Genomic DNA, 22,260 nt, shown 5'->3' on the forward strand with positions numbered 1-22,260 from the left:
GTACGCCGTCGTCCCGCGACGCGACCGCGTCGAGGACGGGCGGCGCGAGCGCGTGGAGACGGGCCGGCGGTCCGTCACGTCGTGACCCGGTCGGCCGGCGGCGGGGTCTCGACCAGGAGCTGCGCGATCACGCTCGGCGAGCTGACGCCGTCGAACTCGGCCTCGGCGTCGAGCACGAGCCGGTGCGCGAGCACGGGCACGGCGAGGGCCTTGACGTCGTCCGGCGTGACGTAGTGGCGGCCGTTCAGCGCCGCGAAGACGCGGGCGGCCCGGATGAGGCCCATCGCACCACGGACGCTGACGCCGAGGCGGACCTCGCTCGCCGAGCGGGTGGCGTCGACGAGCCGTGCCACGTAGTCCGCGATCACGGCGTCGACGTGCACCGAGCGGGCGAGCGCGGCCATCTCGGTGATCGTCGCCGCGGGGACGACGCTCGCGAGCGGCACCGAGGCCGAGGGCGCCGAGGACGTCTCGAGGATCTTCACCGTCGCGGCGTGGTCCGGGTAGCCGATCGAGGTCTTCATGAGGAAGCGGTCGAGCTGCGCCTCGGGCAGCCGGTACGTGCCGGCCTGCTCGACGGGGTTCTGCGTGGCGATCACCATGAACGGGGCGGCGAGCCGGTGGTTCACGCCGTCGACGGTGATCGCGGACTCCTCCATCGCCTCGAGCAGCGCGGACTGGGTCTTCGGGCTCGCACGGTTGATCTCGTCGGCGAGCACGATGTTCGCGAACACCGGACCGCGGTGGAAGTCGAACTCCTGGGTGCGCTGGTCGTACACGCTGATGCCGGTGATGTCACCGGGCAGCAGGTCCGGCGTGAACTGGATGCGGTTCGTCGTGCCCTGCACGCTCTGCGCCATCGCCCGGGCGAGGCTGGTCTTGCCGGTGCCGGGGACGTCCTCGAGCAGCAGGTGGCCCTCGCTGAGCATGGCCGTGACCGCGAGCCGGATCACGAACGTCTTCCCGAGGAGCACCTGCTCGACGTTGGTCACGATGCGGCCTGCGACGTCGGCGAACCAGGTGGCCTGCTCCGGGGTCATGCTCATGCGGGGTCGGTCCTTCGTTGGTGGCGTTCTGGCGATTGGGCGGTCGGGCTGGTCGGGCAGCGCCGCGGGATCAGGGAGCGGCTGGGTCTGACGGGGCCGGTGCCGGCTCGGGCTCCGGGGCCGGCGTGATCGCGACGAGGTCGGAAGCGTCGCCGAGCCCCTCGTTCGAACCGTCCGGCAGCGACAGCGTCGCACGGAGCTTGAGCGACTTCGCCAACGGCGGCGGTGTCGGCGTCGGTTCTCCGGCGTTCCAACCGGAGGAGGTGAAGAACCCGGTCCCGTCGTCGCTGTAGTACCAGTACGCCGTGAAGTGCACGCTGACGCCGGTACCGCTCGGCCCGGTGACCCCGAGCGGCTGCCCCTCCTGCGCAGAGGTGACGGTCGCGGTCGTGTCGTACGCGGCAGCCGTCCCCGTCCAGGACTGGTCGTCGCTCGTGCAGAACGAGCTGCCGGGCCCACCGCAGGCGCGGACGAGCAGTTGCACGGCGACGTTGCGCGCACCCGAGCCGGGGACACCGGTCCACGTCTCGCCCGGTCGGAGCGACACCGTCTGTCCGCCGGTCTCGAGCTGGTAGTGGTGCGCGTCACGGGACGACGCGGTCACGCTGACGTTCCACGTGTTCGTCCCGACCTTCGTCACGTCGACGCCGGCGCGCCCGGTGGCGGTCGGACGTTCGTAGGTCACCGCGTCCGCGTACGCCACGTTGCAGAAGTAGCCGTTCGAGACGGTCACCGCGTACCGCGTGGTCCCGGCGCCGACCCCGGAGTCCCGAGCCGGGCTGCTGGTGCCGAGCGAGTTCGACGGCGGCGCCTTGCAGTCGACGTCGGCGGAGCGGTACGCCGCGTAGCGCAGCCCCGATCCCCCCGCGGCGTCCGCCGGACCCCAGGTGACGTTCACCGACGACCGACCGGAATCGTCCGCCTGTGCACCGGCCTCGGCCTGCACGTTCGACGGCTTGCCGGGCGTCCCGACCGCCGTGCCGGACCCCGAGCCGGAGTTCCACTGCACCACGGTGCCGTTGCGGTCGGCGTCGTTGTGCGCGGAGACGGAGACCGAGTACTTCGCACCGCTCTCGGCGCCGGTGAACGAGGTGCTCGTCGCGGTGCCGGTCCGGCGCATGGTGGAGAGGCCGGGGCCCTTGATCGTCACGACGTAGTCGTCGACCGCGCTCCCGCCCCGGGGTGCCGGTACTGCGTTCCAGGCGACGTCGAGCTGGTTCGGCGTGCTCTTGCTCGGCGAGACCCGGATGTTCTTCGGCGGGGCCGGCACGTAGTCCGCGCTCATCGAGACGGACCGCGCGGACGGCTTCGAGTCGCCGATGGCGTTCGTCGCGACGACCTGGAACCGGTACGACGCCTTCGGGTCGATCCCGGTCAGCTGGCAGACCGTCGACGTCCCGCAGTTCTTCGTGAGCCCGTTCGTCCCGACGACGCGGTAGCCCGTGATCGGCGCGTTGTTGCCCTGCGGCGCGGCCCAGGTCAGCGAGAGCTGGCCGCCGTCGTACGACCCCGTGCGGGTCGGCGTGCCGGGTGCGTCCGGCACGTCCTGCACCGAGATCGTCACGTCGCCCCAGACGTACCGGTTCGGGTCGTTCGTCGCGTCGGCGACCTGGTACTGCAGGTGCGCGTCGACGGGCTTGGCCGTGTCCGACACCCGGACCTGCAGCCGGGACCGGTCTCCGCTCGGCGTGACGGTCACGCCGCTCGGCAGCCCGCCGGACAGGCCGCGGATGTTCACCACGCGCAATCGCTGCCCGGGGAACGGGTTGGTCGGCTGGTCGTTCGTGAGCACGTCGATGGTCGTCGTCGCGCCGCGCTTCGTGACGGACCGGTCCGCGCCCGGCTGCACGAGCGGACGGGTCGACGCGACGATGCCCACGGTCACGGTTCCCGCGCGGCCGGCGTTGGCGTCGTCGTTCACGCCGATCCCGATGGCGGCCGTGGTGTTCTTCTTCGCCGTGTCGGCGACGGCGATCGTCAGCTGCTGCTTCGCGATGCTCGCGGTGACGCCGTCCGCTGGCCGCCCGACGACCGAGTACCGCAGCTCGGGCAGGTCGCGCGGGTACGGGTAGTCGGTGAGCTTCGTCAGGTCGATCGTGCGGCGCTCCCCCGGCTGCATCTCGACGGCCGAACCGGTGAAGGCCGGCGGCTGGTTCGACCGGGGCGTCACCGTGATGGGCAGCACCAGGGTCGCGACGCGTCCCTTGCCGCCGTTCGCCGACGAACCGTCCGTGACCTCGAACGAGATGGAGGCGTTGCCGTAGTACAGCTTCGACGACGTGAACTGCAGGGTCGACGAGTCGACGACCAGGCGCTGCCCGTTCGCGTGCGTCGCCTTCACGGTGCCGCGGTCGGTGATCGTCGCGGTCTTGCCGTTCGCGGTCACGACGAAGTCGTCGAGCGGGATCCGCACGGTCGCCTCGCTCTTCACCGTGATCGTCCCCGCACTGCGGTTGATCTGCGGCAGTGCGTCGTCGAAGCCCGGCACGTTGATGAAGCCGTAGGACACGATGTCCGGGTGGTCGACGCGTGCCACCGAGAACGGGATCACCTGCGAGTCGTCGGTGAGCCGGACGGTGATCCGTTCGTCGTCGGTGGTGCGGGCCGTGTCGCCGTAGCCGTCGACCAGGCCGACCTTCAGGTCGGCCGAGGTGCCCTCGGCGAAGAAGACGTTCTCGAGCACGTCGACCGTCACGCTCTGGCGGTGCAGGATGTCCTGCAGGTCGAGGGTGGTGTCGTCCACCTCGGGTCGCAGCGGCTGGGCGTCCTCGTCGACCGTGACCGTCAGGAACGCGGTGCTCGAACCGCCGCTGCTGTTGGTCACCGTGTAGAGCACGGCGTAGTCGCCGGACTTCGCCGTCTTCGGCGGGGTCACCCGGATCTGCTGCTTCCGCAGGATCTTCGCCGCGACGTCGTCGGCGGTCGGCTCGGCGGCGGTGACGGTGAGCTGTCCGCCCTCGGGGTCGGAGTCGTTCTGCATCACCCGGACGGTCACCGAGCCGCCGGGACGGATGGTGACGTGGTCGGCCTGGGCGACGGGGTTGGATGCCTGCTCGGCGCGCGGCGCGATCCCGACGCGCACGGTGCCGCTCGCACGGGCACCGAGTGCGTCGACGACCGTGTAGCTGAACTCGTCGGTACCGGCCGAGTAGTCGCCCGCCTGGTAGGTCAGCGAGTCCTTCGAGACGTCGCTCACCGAGCCCTTGTCCGGGTTGGAGCCGACGCCGACGAGCTGCACCGAGTCGCCGTCCGGGTCGATGCCGTTCAGCGGGATCGACACCCGCACCGAGGACCCGGCGACGACGCGCGCGGTCACCGTCGGCGGGACCGGCGGGTTGTTCGTGGCGGCGTCGCGCTCGCGGACCGAGATCGACACGGACGCGTCGGCGTGCTGGCCGTCCGGACCCGCGACGCGGTACACGGCCGTGTAGTTGCCGGGGGTCTCCGGCGCGAGGTAGCGCAGGTGGTCGCCGGAGACGAAGAGCAGACCGCCGTCGCCCGGCACGTTCTGCACCAGGTCCGGCTCGAGCGTCAGGGGCTCGCCCTCGGGCTGCGTGTCGTTGTCGAGGACGGCGATGTTCGCAACGTCGCCCACCCGCACCGTGCTGCTGTCGGGCTGCGCCACCGGCGGCTGGATGCGGTCCGGTCGGGGGATCTCGACGACGGTGATCGTGCCGGTGGACGACGCCAGGCCGTTCGTCTCGGTGTACTCGAAGGACACCGGCCCGTCGAGCGGCGCCGTCAGGGTGATGCGGACGGTGTGCTGGTCGAGGATGCTCGCCTGCACGCCGCTCGACCGCTGCGGCGCGTCGATGGCGGTCACCATGAGCACGCCGCCGGCCGGGTCGATGTCGGTCGCGGTGACGTCGGTGTCCTTCGTCGACAGCGTGTTCACGAACACCGTCTTCGGCGTGGTGATCGGCGCGGTCGAGGCGTCGGGCGGCGCGAGGATCGTCACCCGCACGATGCCGCTCGAGGTCTTCACGCCGTCGGTCACCGTGTACTCGAGCTGGTGGTCCCCCGCTCCGGCGCCGAGCACGCGGAAGGTGCCGGCGTCGTAGCTCGGGGTCACGGTCAGGCCGGACGCGGAGGACACGCTGGTGAGGGTCACGGTGCCGTTGCCGCCGCGCACGTGGTCGAGCGGGTCGACGCTGAACGCCTTGCCCGCGTACCCGCTCACCGGGAAGGGGTCGGCGCGGAGCGGCACGCTGCCCTGCTTCGCGACCCGCATGGTCGCCGAGCCGCGGCCGTCCGCACGCCCGTCGCTGACGACGACCTGCACCGACCGCTCGCCGGTCCTGCCGCTGTCGTTGCGGTAGTCGAGCAGGCCGTCCGGCGTGGTCGACGCGTTGTCGGGGTCGGCCGCCGTCGCCGACTTGAGGTAGACGGGGTCGCCGTCGGGGTCGACCCAGTCGCCGAGCACGTTCGTCACGACGTGCCCGTTCTGCACGACGTCCGCCGAGGTGTCGCGGACCTGGCGCGGAGCATCGTTCTGCGACTCGGGTCGGACGCTGACGCGGACGGTCGCGGTGTCGGAGCCGCCGTTGCCGTCGGTGATCGTGTACTGGAACGACACGGTGCCCGAGGCGCGGGACGACAGCGTCACCTGCAGGCGCTGGCCGTCGCCGACGATCGCGACGCGGCCGGCGGAGTCCGAGATCCGTCCGACCTCGCTCACCACGATCGGGTCGCCGTTCGGGTCGTAGTCGTTGAGCAGGACCGGGAGGCTCGTGGTGCGTCCCGGACGAGCGCCCAGCTCGTCGTCCACCGCCACCGGCGGCTTCTGGTCCTTGTCGACCTCGGGGTCCTCGTCGGAGACCTGCTCGCGCTGCTTCTGGTCGTCCTGCTTGACGAGGTCGGCCCAGTTGTCGATGAGCTGCCCGCTGCGGTCGATCGCCCACGACCGGCCGCTCGACGGGTCGTTGGCCACGACCGTCCGGCCGTTGTGGAGGATCTGCATCTCGCTCGTCCCACCGGTGCTCGCCAGGCGCTGGAGCGCGCGGCCGTCGCAGGTGTCCATCGCCTGACCGCCGGCCCAGGCGGCGTAGGTGCAGCTGCCGTCGACGTAGGGCCGCGCAGCGCGGCCGGACACGGCCAGGGGCGTGCCGTCGACCCGGCCGGACGGGGTGACCCGGGCCAGGCCGGCGGTCCCGGCGACCGTGACGTCGGCGCCGTCGTCGGACGACCGCTGCAGCGCCGGGGACGAGCCCACACGGTCGCCGAGGTCGACCGCGTCGCCGTCCACCGTCAGGGTGCCGCTGGTGCGGTCGAGCACGGCGAGGTGGGACCCGAAGGCGGCGACCTGGAAGTCGTCGCCGCGACCGGCGTCGACCTTCCAGCGGCGGTCGACGGTCAGGGTCGCGCCGATGTCGACGAGCGAGGCGGTGCCGGTCTTCGCCGAGTAGACGGCGACGTGGTCGTCCGAGGCGTCGAACACGGTGTCGGCACCGAGCGTCAGGTCGGCCTTCGTGGAGGCGTCGAACTCCTCGAGCTGGTCGGCCGGGGTCGCCCAGAGCTCGCCGGTCTCCGCGTTGCCGATCACGGCCGTGTCCCCGGCGAGGAAGACCTGTGGCGAACCGGCGGGCAGGGTGACGGCGTCGCCGACCGTGGCGGCCGCGACGTCGACCTTCGCGACGGTGCCCTTGGTCTCGTCGACGCTGTAGACGGTGGAACCGCGTTGCAGGACCGAGAGGTCGTCGCTGGCGGTCTCGACGGCCGTGTTGAGCTGCAGCACCTCGGTGTTGGCCCGGCCGACCGCGCCGTACTCGGCCGAGGGGACCCAGACCGTCCCGTCGCCGAGGTCCACGCGCTGCGTGTGGTAGCCGGTCGACACGATCGCGGTGCCGGCGACCACCGCGGCGACGACCACGGACACGCCCGTGGTGACGGCGGCGGACCGGTGCTTCGCGAGCAGGGCGCGGATCACCCGGCGCTCCCGATCGTCGCGCACTTCTGCGCACTCGCTGCACCGGTCTTGCCGTCGCGGTTCACGGCGACCGCGATGCACTGCTCCTCGCCGCGCTCCCCCGAGACGACGAACGTCGTGCCGGACTGCTGGCTCGAGGACCCGTTCGACGAGATGACGTACGTGTCACCGGTGCGCAGGCCGGGGTCTGCCCACGAGAACGAGACCGCACTGGCCGAGGTCGATGCACGGACGTCGGCCACGACCGGGATCGCACCGGTGCCGAGACGACCGACCACGACGACCGTCGCGACGGCGAGGGCCGCGACGACCACGACGGTGAGCGACGTCGCCCAGAGCAGCGTCGAGCGCGTCCGGCGACGGGTGCGGGTGACGGAACCGGTCCGGTGCACGGTGCCGACGCTCTGCGCGCCGCCGGCGACCACACCGCCCTGGACCGGACGACGGGTGCGACGGCGACCACCGACCCGTGCGGGCGCCTGCAGCTGACGCACCACCGTGCGTTCGCCGGCGGGCGTCGGCGACGCGACCGCCCACGCCTCGACCGCGACGTCCGCTGGGGTTTGCGGGATGCCGAGTTCGGCCTCGACCTGCTGCAGGCCGCGGACGAACTCGATCACCGTCGCCGGTCGTGCCTGCGCCTTGCGGGACAGCGCCGTCGCGAGCAGTCGCTCGAGCGACGGCGGCACGTCGGTGCGCCCCGTCGGCTTGACGCCGCCCTTGTCGATCCGGTGCATCAGGTCGTTCGCGCCGTTCTTGCCGCCGCGGATCTCGAAGGGACTGCGGCCGGCGAGCAACGAGTAGACGGTGGCGGCGAGCGAGTAGACCTCGGACTGGATCGTGCCGCGGGACTCGTCGATGAGCACCTCGGGCGCGGACCACGGGATGGACATGCCGACCGGTTCGTCGGGGTCGGTCCCGCCGATGGTCGCGGCGATGCCGAAGTCGGACAGCACCGGGTTGCCGTACGCCGTGAGCAGGATGTTCGAGGGCTTGATGTCCCGGTGCAGCACACCCTCGCGGTGCGCCGTCTCGAGCGCCGACCCGATGCGGATGCCGATCGACAGGACCTCGGACACCGGGATCGGCTCACGGCGGTACCGCTCGCTGAGCGACGACGAGCAGAGCTCCATCACGAGGTACGGGCGTCCGTCCGCGGCCACGCTCGCCTGGAAGACGGTGAGGATCGACGGGTGCGTGCTGAGCCGGGCCATGAGGTTCGCCTCGGCCTGGAACATCTGGCGCACGCGGTCGTCCACGACCTCGTCGAGGAGCACCTTCACCGCGACCTGTCGGCGCGGCATGTCCTGCTCGTACAGGAAGACGTCGGCGAAGCCACCGGAGCCGAGCACGTGCACGGGGCTGAAGCCGCCGATGACGGGCGGGTTGGACGGCAGGCGTCGCGCCATCGTCCTCTCCTCCCCGGGCCGGGTGGCCGCGTGTCTCGTCGTGGCCCTGCTCATTGTACGAACCGTTCGTGAACGGGTCGCCGCGCGCCGGTGGGCCGTGGGCGGGCGCGGTCCCCCAGTTCGGGGGACGATCAGTGCCGGGGCAGCGTGTCCTCGAGGTCACCGTCGTCGGGGGCACCGTCGACCTGCAGCACCACCACCGTGACGTTGTCGCGCCCCCCGGCGACGACGGCGTCGCCGACCAGGCGCTCCGCGAGCTGCTGCGCGTCGGATTCGCGGGCTGCGATCCGCGCGATCCCGGCGTCGCCGAGCTCCTTGGTGAGGCCGTCCGAGCACACGATGTACCGGTCGCCGGCCCGGAGCGGGAGGGTCCACCAGTCGGGTGCCGGCGGCTCGCCGAAGCCCACCGCGCGGGTGATGACGTTGCTGTCGGGGTGTCGTTCGGCGTCCTCGGCGCGGAGCAGACCCGCGTCCACCATCTCCTGCACGACGGAGTGGTCGACCGTGACGCGACGGAGCACGCCGCCCTCGATGCGGTAGGTCCGGGAGTCGCCGACGTTGAACACCAGCGCGGCGGGCTGCCCGAGCGAGGCCACGAGGGCGATACCGGTGACGGTCGTCCCCGCGCCGATGGCGTTGCCGCCCGCAGCCCGCTCGATGTCGGCGGTGGCCAGGAGCAACGCCCGCTGGATGCCCTGCCGCGTCGTGAACGGGTCGGTCGTCACCTGTTCGAGGCGCCGCACCACGGCGTCGCTCGCCCGGTCGCCGGCCAGGTGTCCGCCCATGCCGTCCGCGACGACGAAGAAGGGGGCACCGACGATGTAGCTGTCCTCGTTGTGGTCACGCCGTCGCCCGACGTCGGTCGAGGCTCCCCACGACAAGGTGAGGGTGGCGCCGTCGGCACCGGGGACGTCGATGGCGTGCGCAGTGGCTGCTCGGCCGAGTTCGGTCACGTGTCAGGATCGCTCTCTGGTGGGTCGGGGCGTGCCGTGTGCTTGCTGATCGGAGGGCCACGGGGGAACCGGAGCGGACCCGTCCGCCGTCGGTGCGACCCGGAGGTACGGCGAGAGGACCTCGATGGCGTTGCCGTCACCGATCTCGACTACCGTACCCGTCAGCGCGACGATCGACGCACCCGACGGCATGCGGTACGCGGGTGCGCCGGCCGGACGGACGACGGTGCCGTTCGTCGACCGGAGGTCCTGCACGACGACGGCTTCGCCCTCGGCGTGCAGCCGGACGTGGGACGACGAGACCTGCCCGTGCGCCGAGCGCATGGTCACCAGCTCCGGTTCCGGTCCGCGGGTGATCCGCGGCAGCGACGGCCGTCGTCCGATCACCACGGGGTGGTCGAGGCGGAAGAGCTGGTCGCCGATCCGGATCGACGGCACCTTCGCCGTGCGGTCCGTCGGAGCGGACGGGAGGCCCGGTGCGGCTCCGCCGACGGCGCCCGGTCGCGTGGGCGGTCGGCCCGGTGCGCGGACGACCGTGGCCTCGGCATCGGTGTCCGCCGCGTCGGACGCGGCCGGGCCCGACGCACCGCCGCTGCCGGTGCCCGGGACGGGCGGCACGGGCCGGACGACCGTGTCGCCGAGGGGGTCGCCGTGGACGTCCGACGGCGCGTCGGGCACCCGCGGCAGGGGCCGGACGACCATCTCGCCCAGCGGGTCGTCGCCGCCGCGCGACGCACCCGGCATCGGCGGCATCGGCCGGATGACCGTGGCACCGAGGGGGTCGCCGTCGACACCGTCCGACGGACCGGTCGCCGGTCGGACCCGCGGCACCGGCCGGAGGACCGTGTCGTCGCCGACCACGTCGTCGTCCGTTGCCGACGCTCCGGGCGTCGGAGGAATCGGCGGCACCGGCCGGAGGACCGTGTCGCCGACCACGTCGTCGCCCGTTGCCGACGCTCCCGGCGTCGGAGGGACCGGCGGCACCGCCCGGAGGACGGTGTCACCGAGCGGATCGTCGGCGTCGGTACGGCCGCGGATGACGGTGTCGTCGAGGGCCTCGGCGACGCGGTCACCGCTGAGCGCCGCACGGGGTCGCCGGATGACGGTGTCCTCGATGTCCTCGAAGCCGTCGTCGTCGTCGCGCAACCGGAGCCCTTCCCACGTGGTTGCGTCCACCGTAGACGATCCCGTCGACCCCGCATCACCGCGGCGACCACGTCGGACGGCTGTCGGCGAGCACCGAGCGCAGCACGAGTCCGGCCAGCGCGTCGTCGTCACGCAGGTCCAGGGCGTACCGCGCCCGGGTCTCGGCGCGGGCCGCCGAGCCCAGCGCCCAGGCGCACCAGGCTGCGAGGGCCAGCGCACCGGCCGCTCCCGCCGTGCCGTCGGCCGGTCCGTCCTGCACGTGCCAGGTCCGCCAGGCCTCGACGCACCGGTCCCCCGCCGTCCGCAGACGGGAGCGCGAGGGTCGCGGACCGATCCCGGAGAGCGCGGGCGGTGTGTCGTCGTGGAACGGGTCGAACGCACGGAGCGTCCGAGGGTCGTGCGCACCGGGGGCGGCGAGGAAGTCCACCAGGGCCATCCGGGTCGCGAGGGCGCCGCACGCCGTGACGACGGCCGTCGCCGCGCTCCCGCGCAGCGGGCCGTCGCCGGGCGCGACGAGCGCTGCGGCTGCAGCGGGGAGAGTGACGGCCGCCGCGATCTCGCGGGGGTACCGCACTGCGGAGTCGTGGTCGGAACGAGCGGTGAGCGGGATCATGCACGCCATCGAAACGTGATCCGCGCCTCCCGACCGGCTCACCCGGACCGGCTGTGGACGGCTGCCGCGCTGACGGACCCTGTGGAGGACCGACCATTGCGCCCGCCGTCAGGCGGTGACGGGCTCCAGGCTTTCGGCGACCAGGTCCCAGCCGTCGGCACCGCGCTCGAGGACGACGCCGTTGCCCGCAGCCCAGTCGACCAGGTCGTCCATCGACGCGACCGCAGCGGCGGTGCGTCCGAGCAGCGCGACGAGACGGCCCTTCGCGGTCTTGTTCCAGTGGTTCAGTGCCCGACGCCGCCCGGTCCCGTCGACGCTCACGACGCGGGGCGCGACGGCGCCGGGGACCGGACCGAGCTTGCGGTACCCCTCCGACCGGAGGTCCAGAACCAGGCCGTCCCCGAGCTGCGCGAGGGCACGGCTCGAGGCGGTGGGCCAGTGCGCGGCCAACCGGAGCGCGCCCAGGCGCGAGTCGTGCGACAACCGGTACGCGGGGATCCGGTCGCCCGCACCGATCGGACCGAACATCGCGGACTGCACGACCACGTGCTCCGCCCACCAGTTCCGGGTGGCCTCGGGGGCGTCGACGGCCCCGAGGGGGTCGTAGAGCACCCCGGTGTAGCGCTCGATCGCCGGCATCGTGCCGGAGGTCTCGAGCTCGAGGTTGCGCAGGCGCTCCCCGATCGACTTCGGGCCGAGCTTCAACGCCGTCCGGGCAGAGGACTCCTCAGAACTGACGGAGCGGGCCGCGGTGATCACCGCGGCCCGCTCGTCGATCAGTTCCGGGAAGGACAGCGCACGCAGGTCGAGCGTGCGGGTCCGGTCCCCGCCCTCCCGCTTCGTCTCCGAAGGCGGGAGGAGGACGGTCAGTCCGGTCAGGACGCCAGCGCGGCCTGCCGCGCGACGATCGTCACCGTGTCGTGCTCGACCGACAGGAAGCCGTCCTCGGCGTCGACCGTGACGGTCGACCCGTCGGCCCGCGTGATGCGGACCTGACCCTGCGCCAGGATCGCCAGCATCGGCTCGTGCCCGGCGAGGATGCCGATCTGACCCTCTGTCGTCCGTGCGACGACCATGGTGGTGTCGCCCGACCAGACCTCGCGGTCGGCCGAGACGACGCTCACGCTGAGACCCGCCATGTCAGCGGTTCTCCTTCTGGATCTGCGACCACTTCTCTTCCACGTCGTTGATGCCACCGACGTTGAAGAACGCCTGCGTCGCGACGTGGTCGAACTCGCCGTCCGCGATGGCGCGGAAGGACTCGATGGTGTCCTTGAGCGGCACCGTGGAGCCCTCGACGCCGGTGAACTTCTTCGCCATGTAGGTGTTCTGCGAGAGGAACTGCTGGATCCGACGAGCGCGCTCGACCGTGATCTTGTCCTCTTCGGAGAGCTCGTCGACACCGAGGATGGCGATGATCTCCTGCAGCTCCTTGTTCTTCTGGAGGATCTGCTTGACGCGCGTGGCCGTCTCGTAGTGGTCGGCGCCCAGGTACCGCGGGTCCATGATGCGGGACGTCGAGGTCAGCGGGTCGATCGCGGGGTAGAGACCCTGCGACGCGATCTCACGCGAGAGCTCGGTCGTCGCGTCGAGGTGCGCGAAGGTGGTCGCCGGAGCCGGGTCGGTGTAGTCGTCGGCCGGCACGTAGATCGCCTGCAGCGAGGTGATCGAGTGACCGCGCGTCGAGGTGATGCGCTCCTGGAGCACACCCATCTCGTCGGCGAGGTTCGGCTGGTAGCCCACCGCGGACGGCATGCGGCCGAGCAGCGTCGAGACCTCGGAACCGGCCTGCGTGAAGCGGAAGATGTTGTCGATGAAGAGGAGCACGTCCTGCTTCTGGACATCGCGGAAGTACTCCGCCATCGTCAGCGCCGACAGGGCCACGCGCAGACGCGTTCCCGGCGGCTCGTCCATCTGGCCGAACACGAGGGCGGTCTTGTCGAAGACACCCGCCTCTTCCATCTCACCGATGAGGTCGTTGCCCTCACGGGTGCGCTCACCGACACCGGCGAACACCGACACACCGCCGTGGTCCTGCGCGACGCGCTGGATCATCTCCTGGATGAGGACGGTCTTGCCGACGCCCGCACCACCGAAGAGGCCGATCTTGCCACCCTGCACGTACGGGGTGAGGAGGTCGATGGACTTGATGCCGGTCTCGAACATCGAGGTCTTGGACTCGAGCTGGTCGAAGGCCGGGGCCTTGCGGTGGATCGGCCAGCGCTCGGTGATCTCGAGCTTCTCGTCCGTGTTGAGCACGTTGCCGAGGACGTCGAAGACCTTGCCCTTGGTGACGTCGCCGACGGGGACCGAGATCGGAGCGCCCGAGTCACGGACCTCCTGGCCACGGACCAGGCCGTCGGTCGGCTTCAGGGAGATGGCGCGGACGAGGTCGTCGCCGAGGTGCTGCGCGACCTCGAGGCCGATCTCCTGCGACGAGTCACCGATGGTGATGGTCGTGAACAGGAGGTTGTACATCTCCGGGATTGCGTCGTGGGGGAACTCGATGTCGACGACGGGGCCCGTGACACGGGCGATCCGGCCGACACCGGGCGCCGACGACGTCTCGACCGCGGTGGTTGCGGTGTCGGTCATGGCTGGTGCCTTCCTGAGGGTGGGTATCTGTCCGCGAACGACGCGGACTACTTCTTCTTCGACGAGAGGGCGTCGGCGCCGCCGACGATCTCGGAGATCTGCTGGGTGATCTCCGCCTGACGCGCGTTGTTCGCGAGTCGGGTGAAGTCACGGATCAGCGAGTCGGCGTTGTCGCTGGCCGCCTTCATCGCCTTCTGACGGGCGGCGTGCTCGGAAGCAGCCGACTGCAGCATGGCGTTGAAGATGCGGCTCTCGATGTAGACCGGGAGCAGCGAGTCGAGCACCGCGTCGGCGTCCGGCTCGAACTCGTAGAGCGGCAGCGGCTCGTTGCCCGCGGGCTCCTCGACGCCGTCGACGACCTCGAGCGGGAGCAGGCGCACGACCTGCGGCTCCTGGGTCGCCAGGCTCAGGAAGCGGTTGAAGACGATGTGGATCTCGTCCACGCCACCCTCGGCCGTGTCCTGCAGGAACTTCGCCACGACGGCGTCGCCGATCTCCTTGGCCGTCGAGAACTCCGGCTGGTCGGTGTTGCCGACCCACTGCTGCTCCGACGCGCGCTCACGGAACGCGAAGTACCCGACGGCCTTGCGGCCGACCAGGTAGTAGACGACGTCCTTGCCCTCGCTGCGGAGCAGGGAGGCGAGCTCCTCGCCCTGCTTGAGGACGTTCGTGCTGAACGCACCGTTCAGACCGCGGTCCGAGGTGAAGAGCACCACGGCCGCGCGGGTCGAGGACTCCGGCTCGGTGGTCAGCACGTGGTCGACGTTCGAGAACGTCGCCACGGCCGACACCGCACGCGTCACGGCTCGCGAGTACGGGCCGGACGCAGCCATGCGGGCCTGCGCCTTCTGGATCCGCGACGCCGAGATCAGTTCCATCGCGCGGGTGACCTTCTTCGTGGTCTTCGCGGACTTGATTCGCTGTCGGTAGACCCGGACCTGCGCTGCCATCTAGCGACGACCCTTGACGATCTGCTCCTGGTCGACGTCCTCGGCGTCAGCCGCATCGAACTGCTCGGAGCCGAGGGTCTTGCCGTCGCTCGTCTGGAAGCTCTTCGAGAACTCGTCGATCTGCTTCTCCATCTCGGCGACGGTCTCGTCGCTGAGCTGGTTCGTCTCGCGCAGGGTCGTGAGGACGTCGGAGTTGCGACGCAGGTGGTCGAGCAGCTCGGACTCGAAGCGGAGCACGTCCGGCACCGGGACGGTGTCCAGCTTGCCGTTCGTGCCGGCCCAGATCGAGACGACCTGCTCCTCGACCGGGTACGGCGAGTACTGCGGCTGCTTGAGGAGCTCGGTCAGGCGGGCACCGCGGTCCAGCTGGCGACGCGACGCCTGGTCGAGGTCGGACGCGAACATCGCGAACGCCTCGAGCGAGCGGTACTGCGCGAGCTCGAGCTTCAGCGTGCCGGAGACCTTCTTGATCGACTTCACCTGGGCGTCACCACCGACGCGCGACACCGAGATGCCCACGTCGACGGCCGGACGCTGGTTCGCGTTGAAGAGGTCCGACTGCAGGAAGATCTGGCCGTCGGTGATGGAGATGACGTTGGTCGGGATGTACGCCGAGACGTCGTTCGCCTTGGTCTCGATGATCGGGAGACCCGTCATCGAACCGGCGCCGAGCTCGTCGGACAGCTTCGCGCAGCGCTCCAGCAGACGGGAGTGCAGGTAGAAGACGTCACCCGGGTAGGCCTCGCGGCCCGGCGGACGACGCAGGAGGAGCGACACCGCACGGTAGGCCTCGGCCTGCTTGGACAGGTCATCGAAGATGATGAGGACGTGCTTGCCCTGGTACATCCAGTGCTGGCCGATGGCCGAGCCGGTGTAGGGGGCGAGGTACTTGAAGCCAGCCGGGTCCGACGCGGGAGCGGCGACGATCGTCGTGTACTCCATCGCACCGGCGTCCTCGAGCGCGCCCTTGACGGAGGCGATCGTGGAACCCTTCTGACCGATGGCGACGTAGATGCAGCGGACCTGCTTGTTCTCGTCGCCGGACTCCCAGTTGGCCTTCTGGTTGATGATCGTGTCGATCGCGATGGCCGTCTTGCCGGTCTGGCGGTCGCCGATGATCAGCTGACGCTGACCGCGGCCGACGGGGATCATCGCGTCGATGGCCTTGATGCCGGTCTGCAGCGGCTCGTGGACCGACTTGCGGGACATGACGCCCGGGGCCTGGAGCTCGAGGGCACGACGGCCCTCGGCTGCGATCTCGCCGAGACCGTCGATCGGGGCGCCGAGCGGGTCGACGACACGGCCGAGGAAGCCGTCGCCGACGGGGGCGGAGAGGACCTCGCCGGTGCGGGTGACCTCCATGCCCTCCTCGATGCCGGCGAACTCGCCGAGCACGATGGCGCCGATCTCGTCTTCGTCGAGGTTCTGCGCGAGGCCGAGCGTGCCGTCCTGGAAGCGGATGAGCTCGTTGGCCATGACGCCGGGGAGGCCCTCGACGTGCGCGATGCCGTCACCGGCGTCGGTGACGTGCCCGACCTCGGCCGTGGAGGCCTTCGTCGGCTCGTAGTTCGAGACGAAGTCCTTCAGGGCATCACGGATCTCATCGGGGCTGATGGTGATGTCTGCCATGGGATTTTCCTTGTGGTTTTCCGGGGCCCTTCGGCTCCGAGAGGGTGACGCTGCCGGACTCGGCAGTTCCCGTTGTGGACTTGGGAGGAGCGGCTTCGACCGTACGCCTAGCCGGCGAGCTGGAGCCGGAGCTCCGAGAGCCGCGTGGACACGGTGCCGTCGATGACGTCCCCGCCGATCTGCACCCGGACCCCGCCGACGACCGAGGGGTCGACGACCTGGTTGATGCTGATGTCCTTGCCGTAGCGCTCGGCCAGACCGCGTGCGACGCGGGCCGACTGGGCGGTCGTCAGTTCCGTGGCGGTGACCACGGTGGCGACGAGCTTGCCGTTCTGCTCGGCCACGATGCGCGAGGCATCGCGGACCAGTTCGCCGATGCGGCGGCCACGGGGCTGCTGCACGAGCGCGGAGACGATCGTCACGGTCTGCGGCGACGCCTTGGACCCGAGGAGACGCTCGACGAGCGCACCCTTCTGGTCCGGGCTGCCGAGCTTCGTGCCGAGCGCGAGCTCGAGGCCGGCGTCCGAGCGGACGGCGGTCTCGAAGGCGAACAGCTCCGACTCGATGGGCGACTCGGCACCCGCGGTGGCGGCGACGGCGCGGATGCCCGCGTCCTCGATGCCCGCGAGGAGGTCCTGCTGCGAGGACCAGCGCGAGCCGGCCACCGCGGTCAGCACCGCGCGCGTCGCGTCCGACTGTCCGGCGAAGACGCGGTCGATGAGGACCTTCTTGCCGGCCGGGTCGGCCGTCGGGTCGGACAGCAGCCCGAGCAGCTGCGGCGCACCGGCGATCGCTCGCCCGGAGGCGAGGATCTCGGCACCCGCGGCCAGGTCGGCGCTCGGACCGAGGTCCGTCAGCACCGCCCTGGTGGACGCGAGTGCTTCTCTGGTAGCGCTGCGCATGCTCAGTGCTCCCCCGTCTTCGTGGCCTGCGAGGCCTCGAGGTCGGCGAGGAAGCGGTCGACGACGGCGGTCGACTTGGCGTCGTCCTTGAGGGACTCACCGATCACACCGGACGCGAGGTCCAGCGCGAGGGTGCCGACCTCGGCACGCAGTGCCTGGACGGCGCTCTGCCGCTCGGCCTCGATCTGCGCCTGGGCGTTCGCCGTGATGCGTGCTGCATCGGCGGCCGCCTGCTCGCGGACCTCGTTGCCGATCGCCGTGGCGTCGGCGCGGGCCTGCTCGCGGATGCGGGATGCCTCGGCACGGGCGTCGGCGAGCTGCTTGTTGTACTCGTCGAGCGCCGCAGCGGCCTGCTGCTGCGCAGCTTCCGCCTTCTTGATGCCACCTTCGATGGCCTCGGTGCGCTCATCGAGCATCTTCGTGATGCGCGGCGTGACCACGTAGCGCATCACCAGGAAGATGATGACGAAGGCAAGCAACGACCACACGATGTCGTACACCGGCGGGATCAGCGGGTTGTGCGTCTCCTCCGCCGCGATGATGAGTGCGTTGTGCATCGAGGAGCCTTAGTTGGTGCCGGTGAAGATGAAGTACGTGGCGATACCGATGAAGGCCAGGGCCTCGGTGAAGGCGATACCGATGTACATGAGGGTCGTCAGGCGGCCCTGGAGCTCGGGCTGGCGAGCGACGGACTCGATCGTCTTGCCGACGACGATGCCGACGCCGATGGCCGGGCCGATCGCTGCGAGGCCGTAGCCAACCGTCGCGATGTTGCCGTTGATCTCCGCGAGAACGGTCGTTGCGTCCACGTGTTTTCCTTTCGAGGTGCGGGCCCGACGGTCGTCGGCCCCGTAGGGGGTCAGTGAGGAATCAGTGCTCGTCGGCCAGCGCCAGCTGGATGTAGACGGCGGTGAGGAGCATGAAGACGTAGGCCTGGAGCAGCGCGACGAGGACCTCGAAGAAGCTGAACGCGATGCCGAACGCGATGGTGCCGACGCCGAAGGCCTTGAAGCCCAGGGAAGCGTCGAAGAAGAAGAACTGCGTGGCCGAGAAGAACAGGACGAGCAGCAGGTGCCCGACGACCATGTTCATGAGGAGTCGCAGCGTCAGCGTCACCGGACGGAGCACGAAGGTCGAGACCAGCTCGATCGGCGTCACGATGATGTAGAGGAACCACGGCACCCCGGGCGGGAAGAGCGAGTTCCGGAGGAACGTGCCCGGGTGCTTGCGGAGGCCGGCGTAGATGAAGGCGAGGTACGCGACGATCGCGAGGACCATCGGCATCGCGATGCGGCTCGTGCCGGCCAGGTTCATGCCCGGGATCAGACCGGTCAGGTTCATGAACAGCACGCCGAAGAAGATCGTCGCGAGGAGCGGCAGGAAGCGCTTGCCGTCCTTCTCTCCGAGGTTGTCGAAGGTGTTGCGGCGGACGACGTCGAACGCGTACTCGATGAACGCCTGACCGCGACCCGGCACGAGCTTCAGTGCACGGGTGCCGACGAACGCGAACACCAGGAGCACGGCAACGGCGAAGAAGCGGATGAGGACGAGCCGATCGATCTCGAACGGCGTCCCGGCGAAGAAGATCGCATCCGGGAAGAACTCGTTGATCGACGGACCATGGAACTCGGCGGCCTTGCTGCTCCCCGCCGCGACGGTGTCAACCGCAGCGGAGAGGGACAGGGGAAGAGCGTGGGATAGCAGCGCTGTCTCCTGTGTCGGCGCGCGCACATCATGGCACGCGATGGTGGACGTTGTGGAGGCTCGTCCGCTCCGAGCGCAGGCTCCGGTGGCGGACTCCGAGAAGCCTATCAGGTGCGAGAGGCTTCCCGGCTTCTCAGTCGCTCGGACCGGACTTCCCAGGCTCCGTGGAGCCGCCCGACACCTGTTGCGTGCCGCCCGACGGGTACCCGCTGTCGCCCGGCAGCGCGACCCCGACGGGGATGCGGGCCTTGGCCACGGCGACCACGTCGATGACGAGCGAGCCGACGACGCCCGCGATGATCACGAAGGCGAGCACCGGGAAGTCCACCCAGTCCTGGTTGCGCAACAGCACGAGCACCACGATGAACACCACGAACTTGAGCAGCCAGGTACCCATCACGATGCCGAAGAAGGCACCTGAGATCATCTGCCCCTTCGAGACCCGCAGCGCCACGAGGACGCTGACCGCGGTGAGTCCGAGGAACACCACGCTCAGCACGGCGCCGAGCAGGCCGCCGAGCAGGCCGGGCGTGTCGGCCACGAGCAGACCGACGACTCCCCCGACCACCGCCAGGGCGACGGCGAGGACGGCGCCCCACAGGATGATGCGGCGGAACACCGGCCGGACGTGGTCGAGCGCGTTCGGTGCGGTCACGTGATGTCTCCAGGGATCGTGCGGTCGTTGGCTGCCCGGTCGAGCGGGTCGAGGGCGGGGTCCACCACGGCGGCGGAACGGTTGGCGGTCTGGGCGGCGATCTCGGTGCGCTTCCGGCCGAGCGGCGCGAAGGTGGCGACGGCGCACACCGTGAAGCCGACGGCGACGAAGGTGACGACCCAGTACCAGTCGAGGAACAGGAACAGCAGGCAGCCGAAGGCCACGGTGGCCGTCCACGCGTAGAAGATCAGCACCGCGTGGAAGTGCGAGTGCCCCATGTCGAGCAGGCGGTGGTGCAGGTGCTTCCGGTCCGCCGAGAACGGCGACTTGCCCGCGCTGAGCCGCCGGGTCACCGCGAGCCCGAAGTCCAGGATCGGCACGATGAGGATCGCGAACGGCAACAGGATCGGGATGAAGGCCGGCAGCAGCGCCTGGCGTGTCTGCACCGCTGCGGGGTCGATGTTCCCGGTCACGGACACCGCGCTCGTGGCCATGAGGAACCCGACGAGCAGGGCGCCGGCGTCGCCCATGAAGAGCTTCGCGGGGTGCCAGTTGAGGATGAGGAAGCCGAAGCACGAGCCGACGAGCACCGCGGTGAGCAGCGACGGCAGGTTGAAGAAGAACTCGGTCTCGACGACCACGCGGTTGATGAAGAACGTGTACAGGAAGAACACGCCACCGGCGATGATCGCGACGCCCGCCACCAGACCGTCGAGCCCGTCGATGAAGTTCACGGCGTTCATCACGAGCACCACCGCGAGCACGGTGAAGATCAGGCTCATGTACGACGATCCGACGCCGAGCGTGTTCCCGATGGGCAGCGACACGATGGCCACGCCCTGCCACGCGAGGATGCCGGCGGCGATGATCTGCCCCGCGAGCTTCGTCATCCAGTCGAGGTCCCAGATGTCGTCGGCGACACCGAGCACGACGATGATCGTCGCTCCGCCGAGCACCGCCAGCACCCGGCCGGGTTCCGAGAACACCAGCCGGAAGTAGTCGGTCCCCGCGATGGAGGGGAACAGGAACCAGGCGGCCAGCAGCGAGGCGATGACGCCGAGGTACATGGCGATCCCGCCGAGCCGCGGCGTGGGGGTCCGGTGCACGTCCCGCTCGCGGACCTTCGGGTACCACTTGTACCGGAGCCCGAGCTTCCAGACGAGCCAGCTGACGCAGAAGCTCACGACCGCGGCGATCGCCCCCGCCAGCAGGTAGTACTTCATGTGACGAGGTCGGCTCCGACGACCCGGATGATCTCCTCGTCGGGGATCACACCGTGACGGACGATGCGCAACGTGCCGCCGTCGGAGAGCCCGGTGGCGTCGACAATCGTCGAGCCCGTGGACGCCTCGAAGCCGTCGTGCAGCTCGATCGGGCCGCCGTCCAGGTAGACGGCCACGCTGTCACCGAGCATGCGTTCGGCGTCGTCCGCGTCCATCGCCGCGGGGTCGCCCGTCGAGTTCGCGGAGGACACCGCCAACGGTCCGACCTCCTGCAGCAGTTCGAGCGCGATCCGGGAGTCCGGCATCCGCAGGGCGACCGTGCCCCGCGTCTCGCCGAGGTCCCAGTCGAGCGAGGGCTGCGCCCGGAGGATCACCGTCAGACCACCCGGCCAGAACTCCGCGACGAGGTCGCGCACGGCCTGCGGCACGTCGACGGCCAGTGCGTCGAGCGTCGGCGGCCCCGGGATCAGCACCGGCGGCGGCGACTGCCGCGTCCGGCCCTTCGCGTCGAGCAGCCGCTGGACCGCCGTCGCGCTGAAGGCGTCCGCGGCCACGCCGTAGACGGTGTCGGTGGGGACGACGACGAGCTCTCCGCGTCCGAGCGCGGCTCGTGCGAGCCGCATCCCGGTCAGGAGCCCGTCGGAGTCGGTGCAGTCGTATCGGGATGCCATGACTCGACGATGATAGTGCGACACAATGGAGGACATCGTGAACGAGACCTCCGCGCCCCCGCTCCTGTTCCTCTTCGACATGGACGACGTGCTCGTCCGGTACGACTGGCGGGTCCGGATGGCCGCCCTCTCCGACTTCACCGGGCACGAGTTCCAGGAACTCCGTCGCCGCTGGTGGGACTCCGGGAACGAGCAGCGGGCCGAGGCCGGAGGCTTCCTCGACGCCGACGCCTACCTCACGGCGTTCGCCGAGGCCATGGAGTGCGACGTCCCCGAAGCCGAGTGGGCCCGGATCCGCGGGGCCGCGATGACCGAGCTGCCCGAGCGCATCGAGGCGGTCCGCATCGCGAGCGAGCACGGGCGCGTCGGGCTCCTCACCAACAACGGCCCCCTCGCCGGCCGCTGGATCCACGAGTGGGCCCCGTCGCTGCCGCAGCTCTTCGGCGAGCACCTCGACACCTCGAGCAACTTCGGCGCCCGCAAGCCCGAGCCCGAGGTCTTCCTCCGCGCGCTCGAACACCACGGAGTCCCCGCCGAGCGCACCTTCTTCGCCGACGACATGCCGGAGAACGTCGCGGGGGCCCGCAGCGTCGGCATCCACGCGGTCCTGGTCGAGCACGACACCGACCTGCGCGACCACGTCCGCGCCTTCGTCGCCGCCCAGCGCGAGGCCTCCCCCGTCGCCTGACCGCGCGCGTTCCGTCCCGTCACGCACGGCAGGGGAAGCAGAACCGCGCGTCGGCAGCAGGAACGACGGGGCTCCCCATGAGCGGCACAGCTCGGCTGGCCCGGCCAGGAGGCCCGCCCCGCGCCCGCCCCGCACGTTCCGTCCCATCGC

General features: G+C 70.7%; 19 protein-coding genes. 1 reads left to right on the forward strand and 18 read right to left on the reverse strand.

The window, feature by feature from the left end; translation table 11 throughout:
- Positions 1-74: 74 nt before the first annotated feature.
- The 18 genes from BIU97_RS04500 to BIU97_RS04585 form a co-directional block, all read right to left on the reverse strand.
- Complete coding sequence (locus BIU97_RS04500) at positions 75-1,046, reverse strand: AAA family ATPase (protein ID WP_071255898.1); 972 nt, start codon at positions 1,044-1,046, stop codon at positions 75-77.
- Between the two features lie 70 nt (positions 1,047-1,116).
- Entirely contained in the window at positions 1,117-6,996 is a 5,880-nt protein-coding gene (locus BIU97_RS04505) for an Ig-like domain-containing protein (protein ID WP_071297151.1), read from the reverse strand.
- The gene (locus BIU97_RS04510; protein WP_071255901.1) at positions 6,969-8,381 is read right to left on the reverse strand and encodes a serine/threonine-protein kinase; all 1,413 of its coding nucleotides are present in this window, start codon (positions 8,379-8,381) and stop codon (positions 6,969-6,971) included. The genes BIU97_RS04505 and BIU97_RS04510 overlap by 28 nt, the downstream gene beginning before the upstream one ends.
- 131 nt (positions 8,382-8,512) lie before the next feature.
- A complete protein-coding gene (locus BIU97_RS04515) occupies positions 8,513-9,334 on the reverse strand; it encodes a PP2C family protein-serine/threonine phosphatase (RefSeq protein ID WP_071255903.1) in 822 nt (273 codons plus the stop codon).
- 3 nt (positions 9,335-9,337) lie between these two features.
- Complete coding sequence (locus BIU97_RS04520) at positions 9,338-10,510, reverse strand: FHA domain-containing protein (protein ID WP_139195895.1); 1,173 nt, start codon at positions 10,508-10,510, stop codon at positions 9,338-9,340.
- A 25-nt stretch (positions 10,511-10,535) separates the two neighbouring features.
- Positions 10,536-11,093 carry a hypothetical protein gene (locus BIU97_RS04525; protein WP_071297153.1) on the reverse strand — a complete coding sequence of 186 codons (558 nt, stop codon included), beginning with the start codon at positions 11,091-11,093 and terminating at the stop codon, positions 10,536-10,538.
- Between the two features lie 108 nt (positions 11,094-11,201).
- Positions 11,202-11,972, reverse strand: a complete 771-nt coding sequence (locus tag BIU97_RS04530; protein WP_368073081.1) for a YaaA family protein — start codon at positions 11,970-11,972, stop codon at positions 11,202-11,204.
- Entirely contained in the window at positions 11,969-12,232 is a 264-nt protein-coding gene (locus BIU97_RS04535; RefSeq protein WP_071255911.1) for a F0F1 ATP synthase subunit epsilon, read from the reverse strand. The genes BIU97_RS04530 and BIU97_RS04535 overlap by 4 nt, the downstream gene beginning before the upstream one ends.
- A gap of 1 nt (position 12,233) precedes the next feature.
- Positions 12,234-13,688, reverse strand: a complete 1,455-nt coding sequence (gene atpD, locus BIU97_RS04540) for a F0F1 ATP synthase subunit beta (RefSeq protein ID WP_071255913.1) — start codon at positions 13,686-13,688, stop codon at positions 12,234-12,236.
- Between the two features lie 47 nt (positions 13,689-13,735).
- Positions 13,736-14,638, reverse strand: coding sequence for a F0F1 ATP synthase subunit gamma (locus BIU97_RS04545; protein ID WP_071255917.1), 903 nt, complete (start codon positions 14,636-14,638; stop codon positions 13,736-13,738).
- Positions 14,639-16,267, reverse strand: coding sequence for a F0F1 ATP synthase subunit alpha (gene atpA, locus BIU97_RS04550; protein WP_071297155.1), 1,629 nt, complete (start codon positions 16,265-16,267; stop codon positions 14,639-14,641). It lies immediately after the preceding gene.
- A gap of 107 nt (positions 16,268-16,374) precedes the next feature.
- Entirely contained in the window at positions 16,375-17,169 is a 795-nt protein-coding gene (locus BIU97_RS04555) for a F0F1 ATP synthase subunit delta (protein ID WP_071297156.1), read from the reverse strand.
- Positions 17,170-17,171: 2 nt separating this feature from the next.
- Complete coding sequence (locus BIU97_RS04560) at positions 17,172-17,726, reverse strand: F0F1 ATP synthase subunit B (RefSeq protein WP_071297157.1); 555 nt, start codon at positions 17,724-17,726, stop codon at positions 17,172-17,174.
- A gap of 9 nt (positions 17,727-17,735) precedes the next feature.
- Positions 17,736-17,978, reverse strand: a complete 243-nt coding sequence (gene atpE, locus BIU97_RS04565; protein ID WP_017885749.1) for an ATP synthase F0 subunit C — start codon at positions 17,976-17,978, stop codon at positions 17,736-17,738.
- A gap of 61 nt (positions 17,979-18,039) precedes the next feature.
- Positions 18,040-18,900, reverse strand: a complete 861-nt coding sequence (atpB, locus tag BIU97_RS04570; protein ID WP_254782895.1) for a F0F1 ATP synthase subunit A — start codon at positions 18,898-18,900, stop codon at positions 18,040-18,042.
- Between the two features lie 106 nt (positions 18,901-19,006).
- Entirely contained in the window at positions 19,007-19,528 is a 522-nt protein-coding gene (locus tag BIU97_RS04575) for a hypothetical protein (RefSeq protein WP_071255925.1), read from the reverse strand.
- Positions 19,525-20,751, reverse strand: a complete 1,227-nt coding sequence (locus BIU97_RS04580; protein ID WP_071297158.1) for an MraY family glycosyltransferase — start codon at positions 20,749-20,751, stop codon at positions 19,525-19,527. Before BIU97_RS04580 ends, BIU97_RS04575 begins: the two co-directional genes overlap by 4 nt.
- On the reverse strand, positions 20,748-21,422 hold the full coding sequence (locus BIU97_RS04585; RefSeq protein WP_071255930.1) for an L-threonylcarbamoyladenylate synthase: 675 nt from the start codon (positions 21,420-21,422) through the stop codon (positions 20,748-20,750). Before BIU97_RS04585 ends, BIU97_RS04580 begins: the two co-directional genes overlap by 4 nt.
- 37 nt (positions 21,423-21,459) lie before the next feature.
- Here BIU97_RS04585 and BIU97_RS04590 point away from each other — a divergent pair, with 37 nt between their 5' ends.
- Positions 21,460-22,110, forward strand: a complete 651-nt coding sequence (locus tag BIU97_RS04590) for an HAD family hydrolase (RefSeq protein ID WP_175472407.1) — start codon at positions 21,460-21,462, stop codon at positions 22,108-22,110.
- The last annotated feature ends 150 nt before the right edge of the window (positions 22,111-22,260 follow it).

Origin of the sequence: Curtobacterium sp. MCBA15_009, assembly GCF_001864895.1 — a bacterium.
In the GTDB taxonomy this organism is placed as follows: Bacteria; Actinomycetota; Actinomycetes; order Actinomycetales; family Microbacteriaceae; genus Curtobacterium.

Excerpts from the sequence above, each read along its gene's own strand:
- BIU97_RS04500 (WP_071255898.1), bottom strand. The coding sequence starts at position 1,046 with ATGAGCATGACCCCGGAGCAGGCCACCTGGTTCGCCGACGTCGCAGGC.
- BIU97_RS04510 (WP_071255901.1), bottom strand. The coding sequence starts at position 8,381 with ATGGCGCGACGCCTGCCGTCCAACCCGCCCGTCATCGGCGGCTTCAGC.
- BIU97_RS04525 (WP_071297153.1), bottom strand. The coding sequence starts at position 11,093 with ATGATCCCGCTCACCGCTCGTTCCGACCACGACTCCGCAGTGCGGTAC.
- BIU97_RS04535 (WP_071255911.1), bottom strand. The coding sequence starts at position 12,232 with ATGGCGGGTCTCAGCGTGAGCGTCGTCTCGGCCGACCGCGAGGTCTGG.
- atpD (WP_071255913.1), bottom strand. The coding sequence starts at position 13,688 with ATGACCGACACCGCAACCACCGCGGTCGAGACGTCGTCGGCGCCCGGT.
- BIU97_RS04545 (WP_071255917.1), bottom strand. The coding sequence starts at position 14,638 with ATGGCAGCGCAGGTCCGGGTCTACCGACAGCGAATCAAGTCCGCGAAG.
- atpA (WP_071297155.1), bottom strand. The coding sequence starts at position 16,267 with ATGGCAGACATCACCATCAGCCCCGATGAGATCCGTGATGCCCTGAAG.
- BIU97_RS04555 (WP_071297156.1), bottom strand. The coding sequence starts at position 17,169 with ATGCGCAGCGCTACCAGAGAAGCACTCGCGTCCACCAGGGCGGTGCTG.
- BIU97_RS04560 (WP_071297157.1), bottom strand. The coding sequence starts at position 17,726 with ATGCACAACGCACTCATCATCGCGGCGGAGGAGACGCACAACCCGCTG.
- BIU97_RS04580 (WP_071297158.1), bottom strand. The coding sequence starts at position 20,751 with ATGAAGTACTACCTGCTGGCGGGGGCGATCGCCGCGGTCGTGAGCTTC.
- BIU97_RS04585 (WP_071255930.1), bottom strand. The coding sequence starts at position 21,422 with ATGGCATCCCGATACGACTGCACCGACTCCGACGGGCTCCTGACCGGG.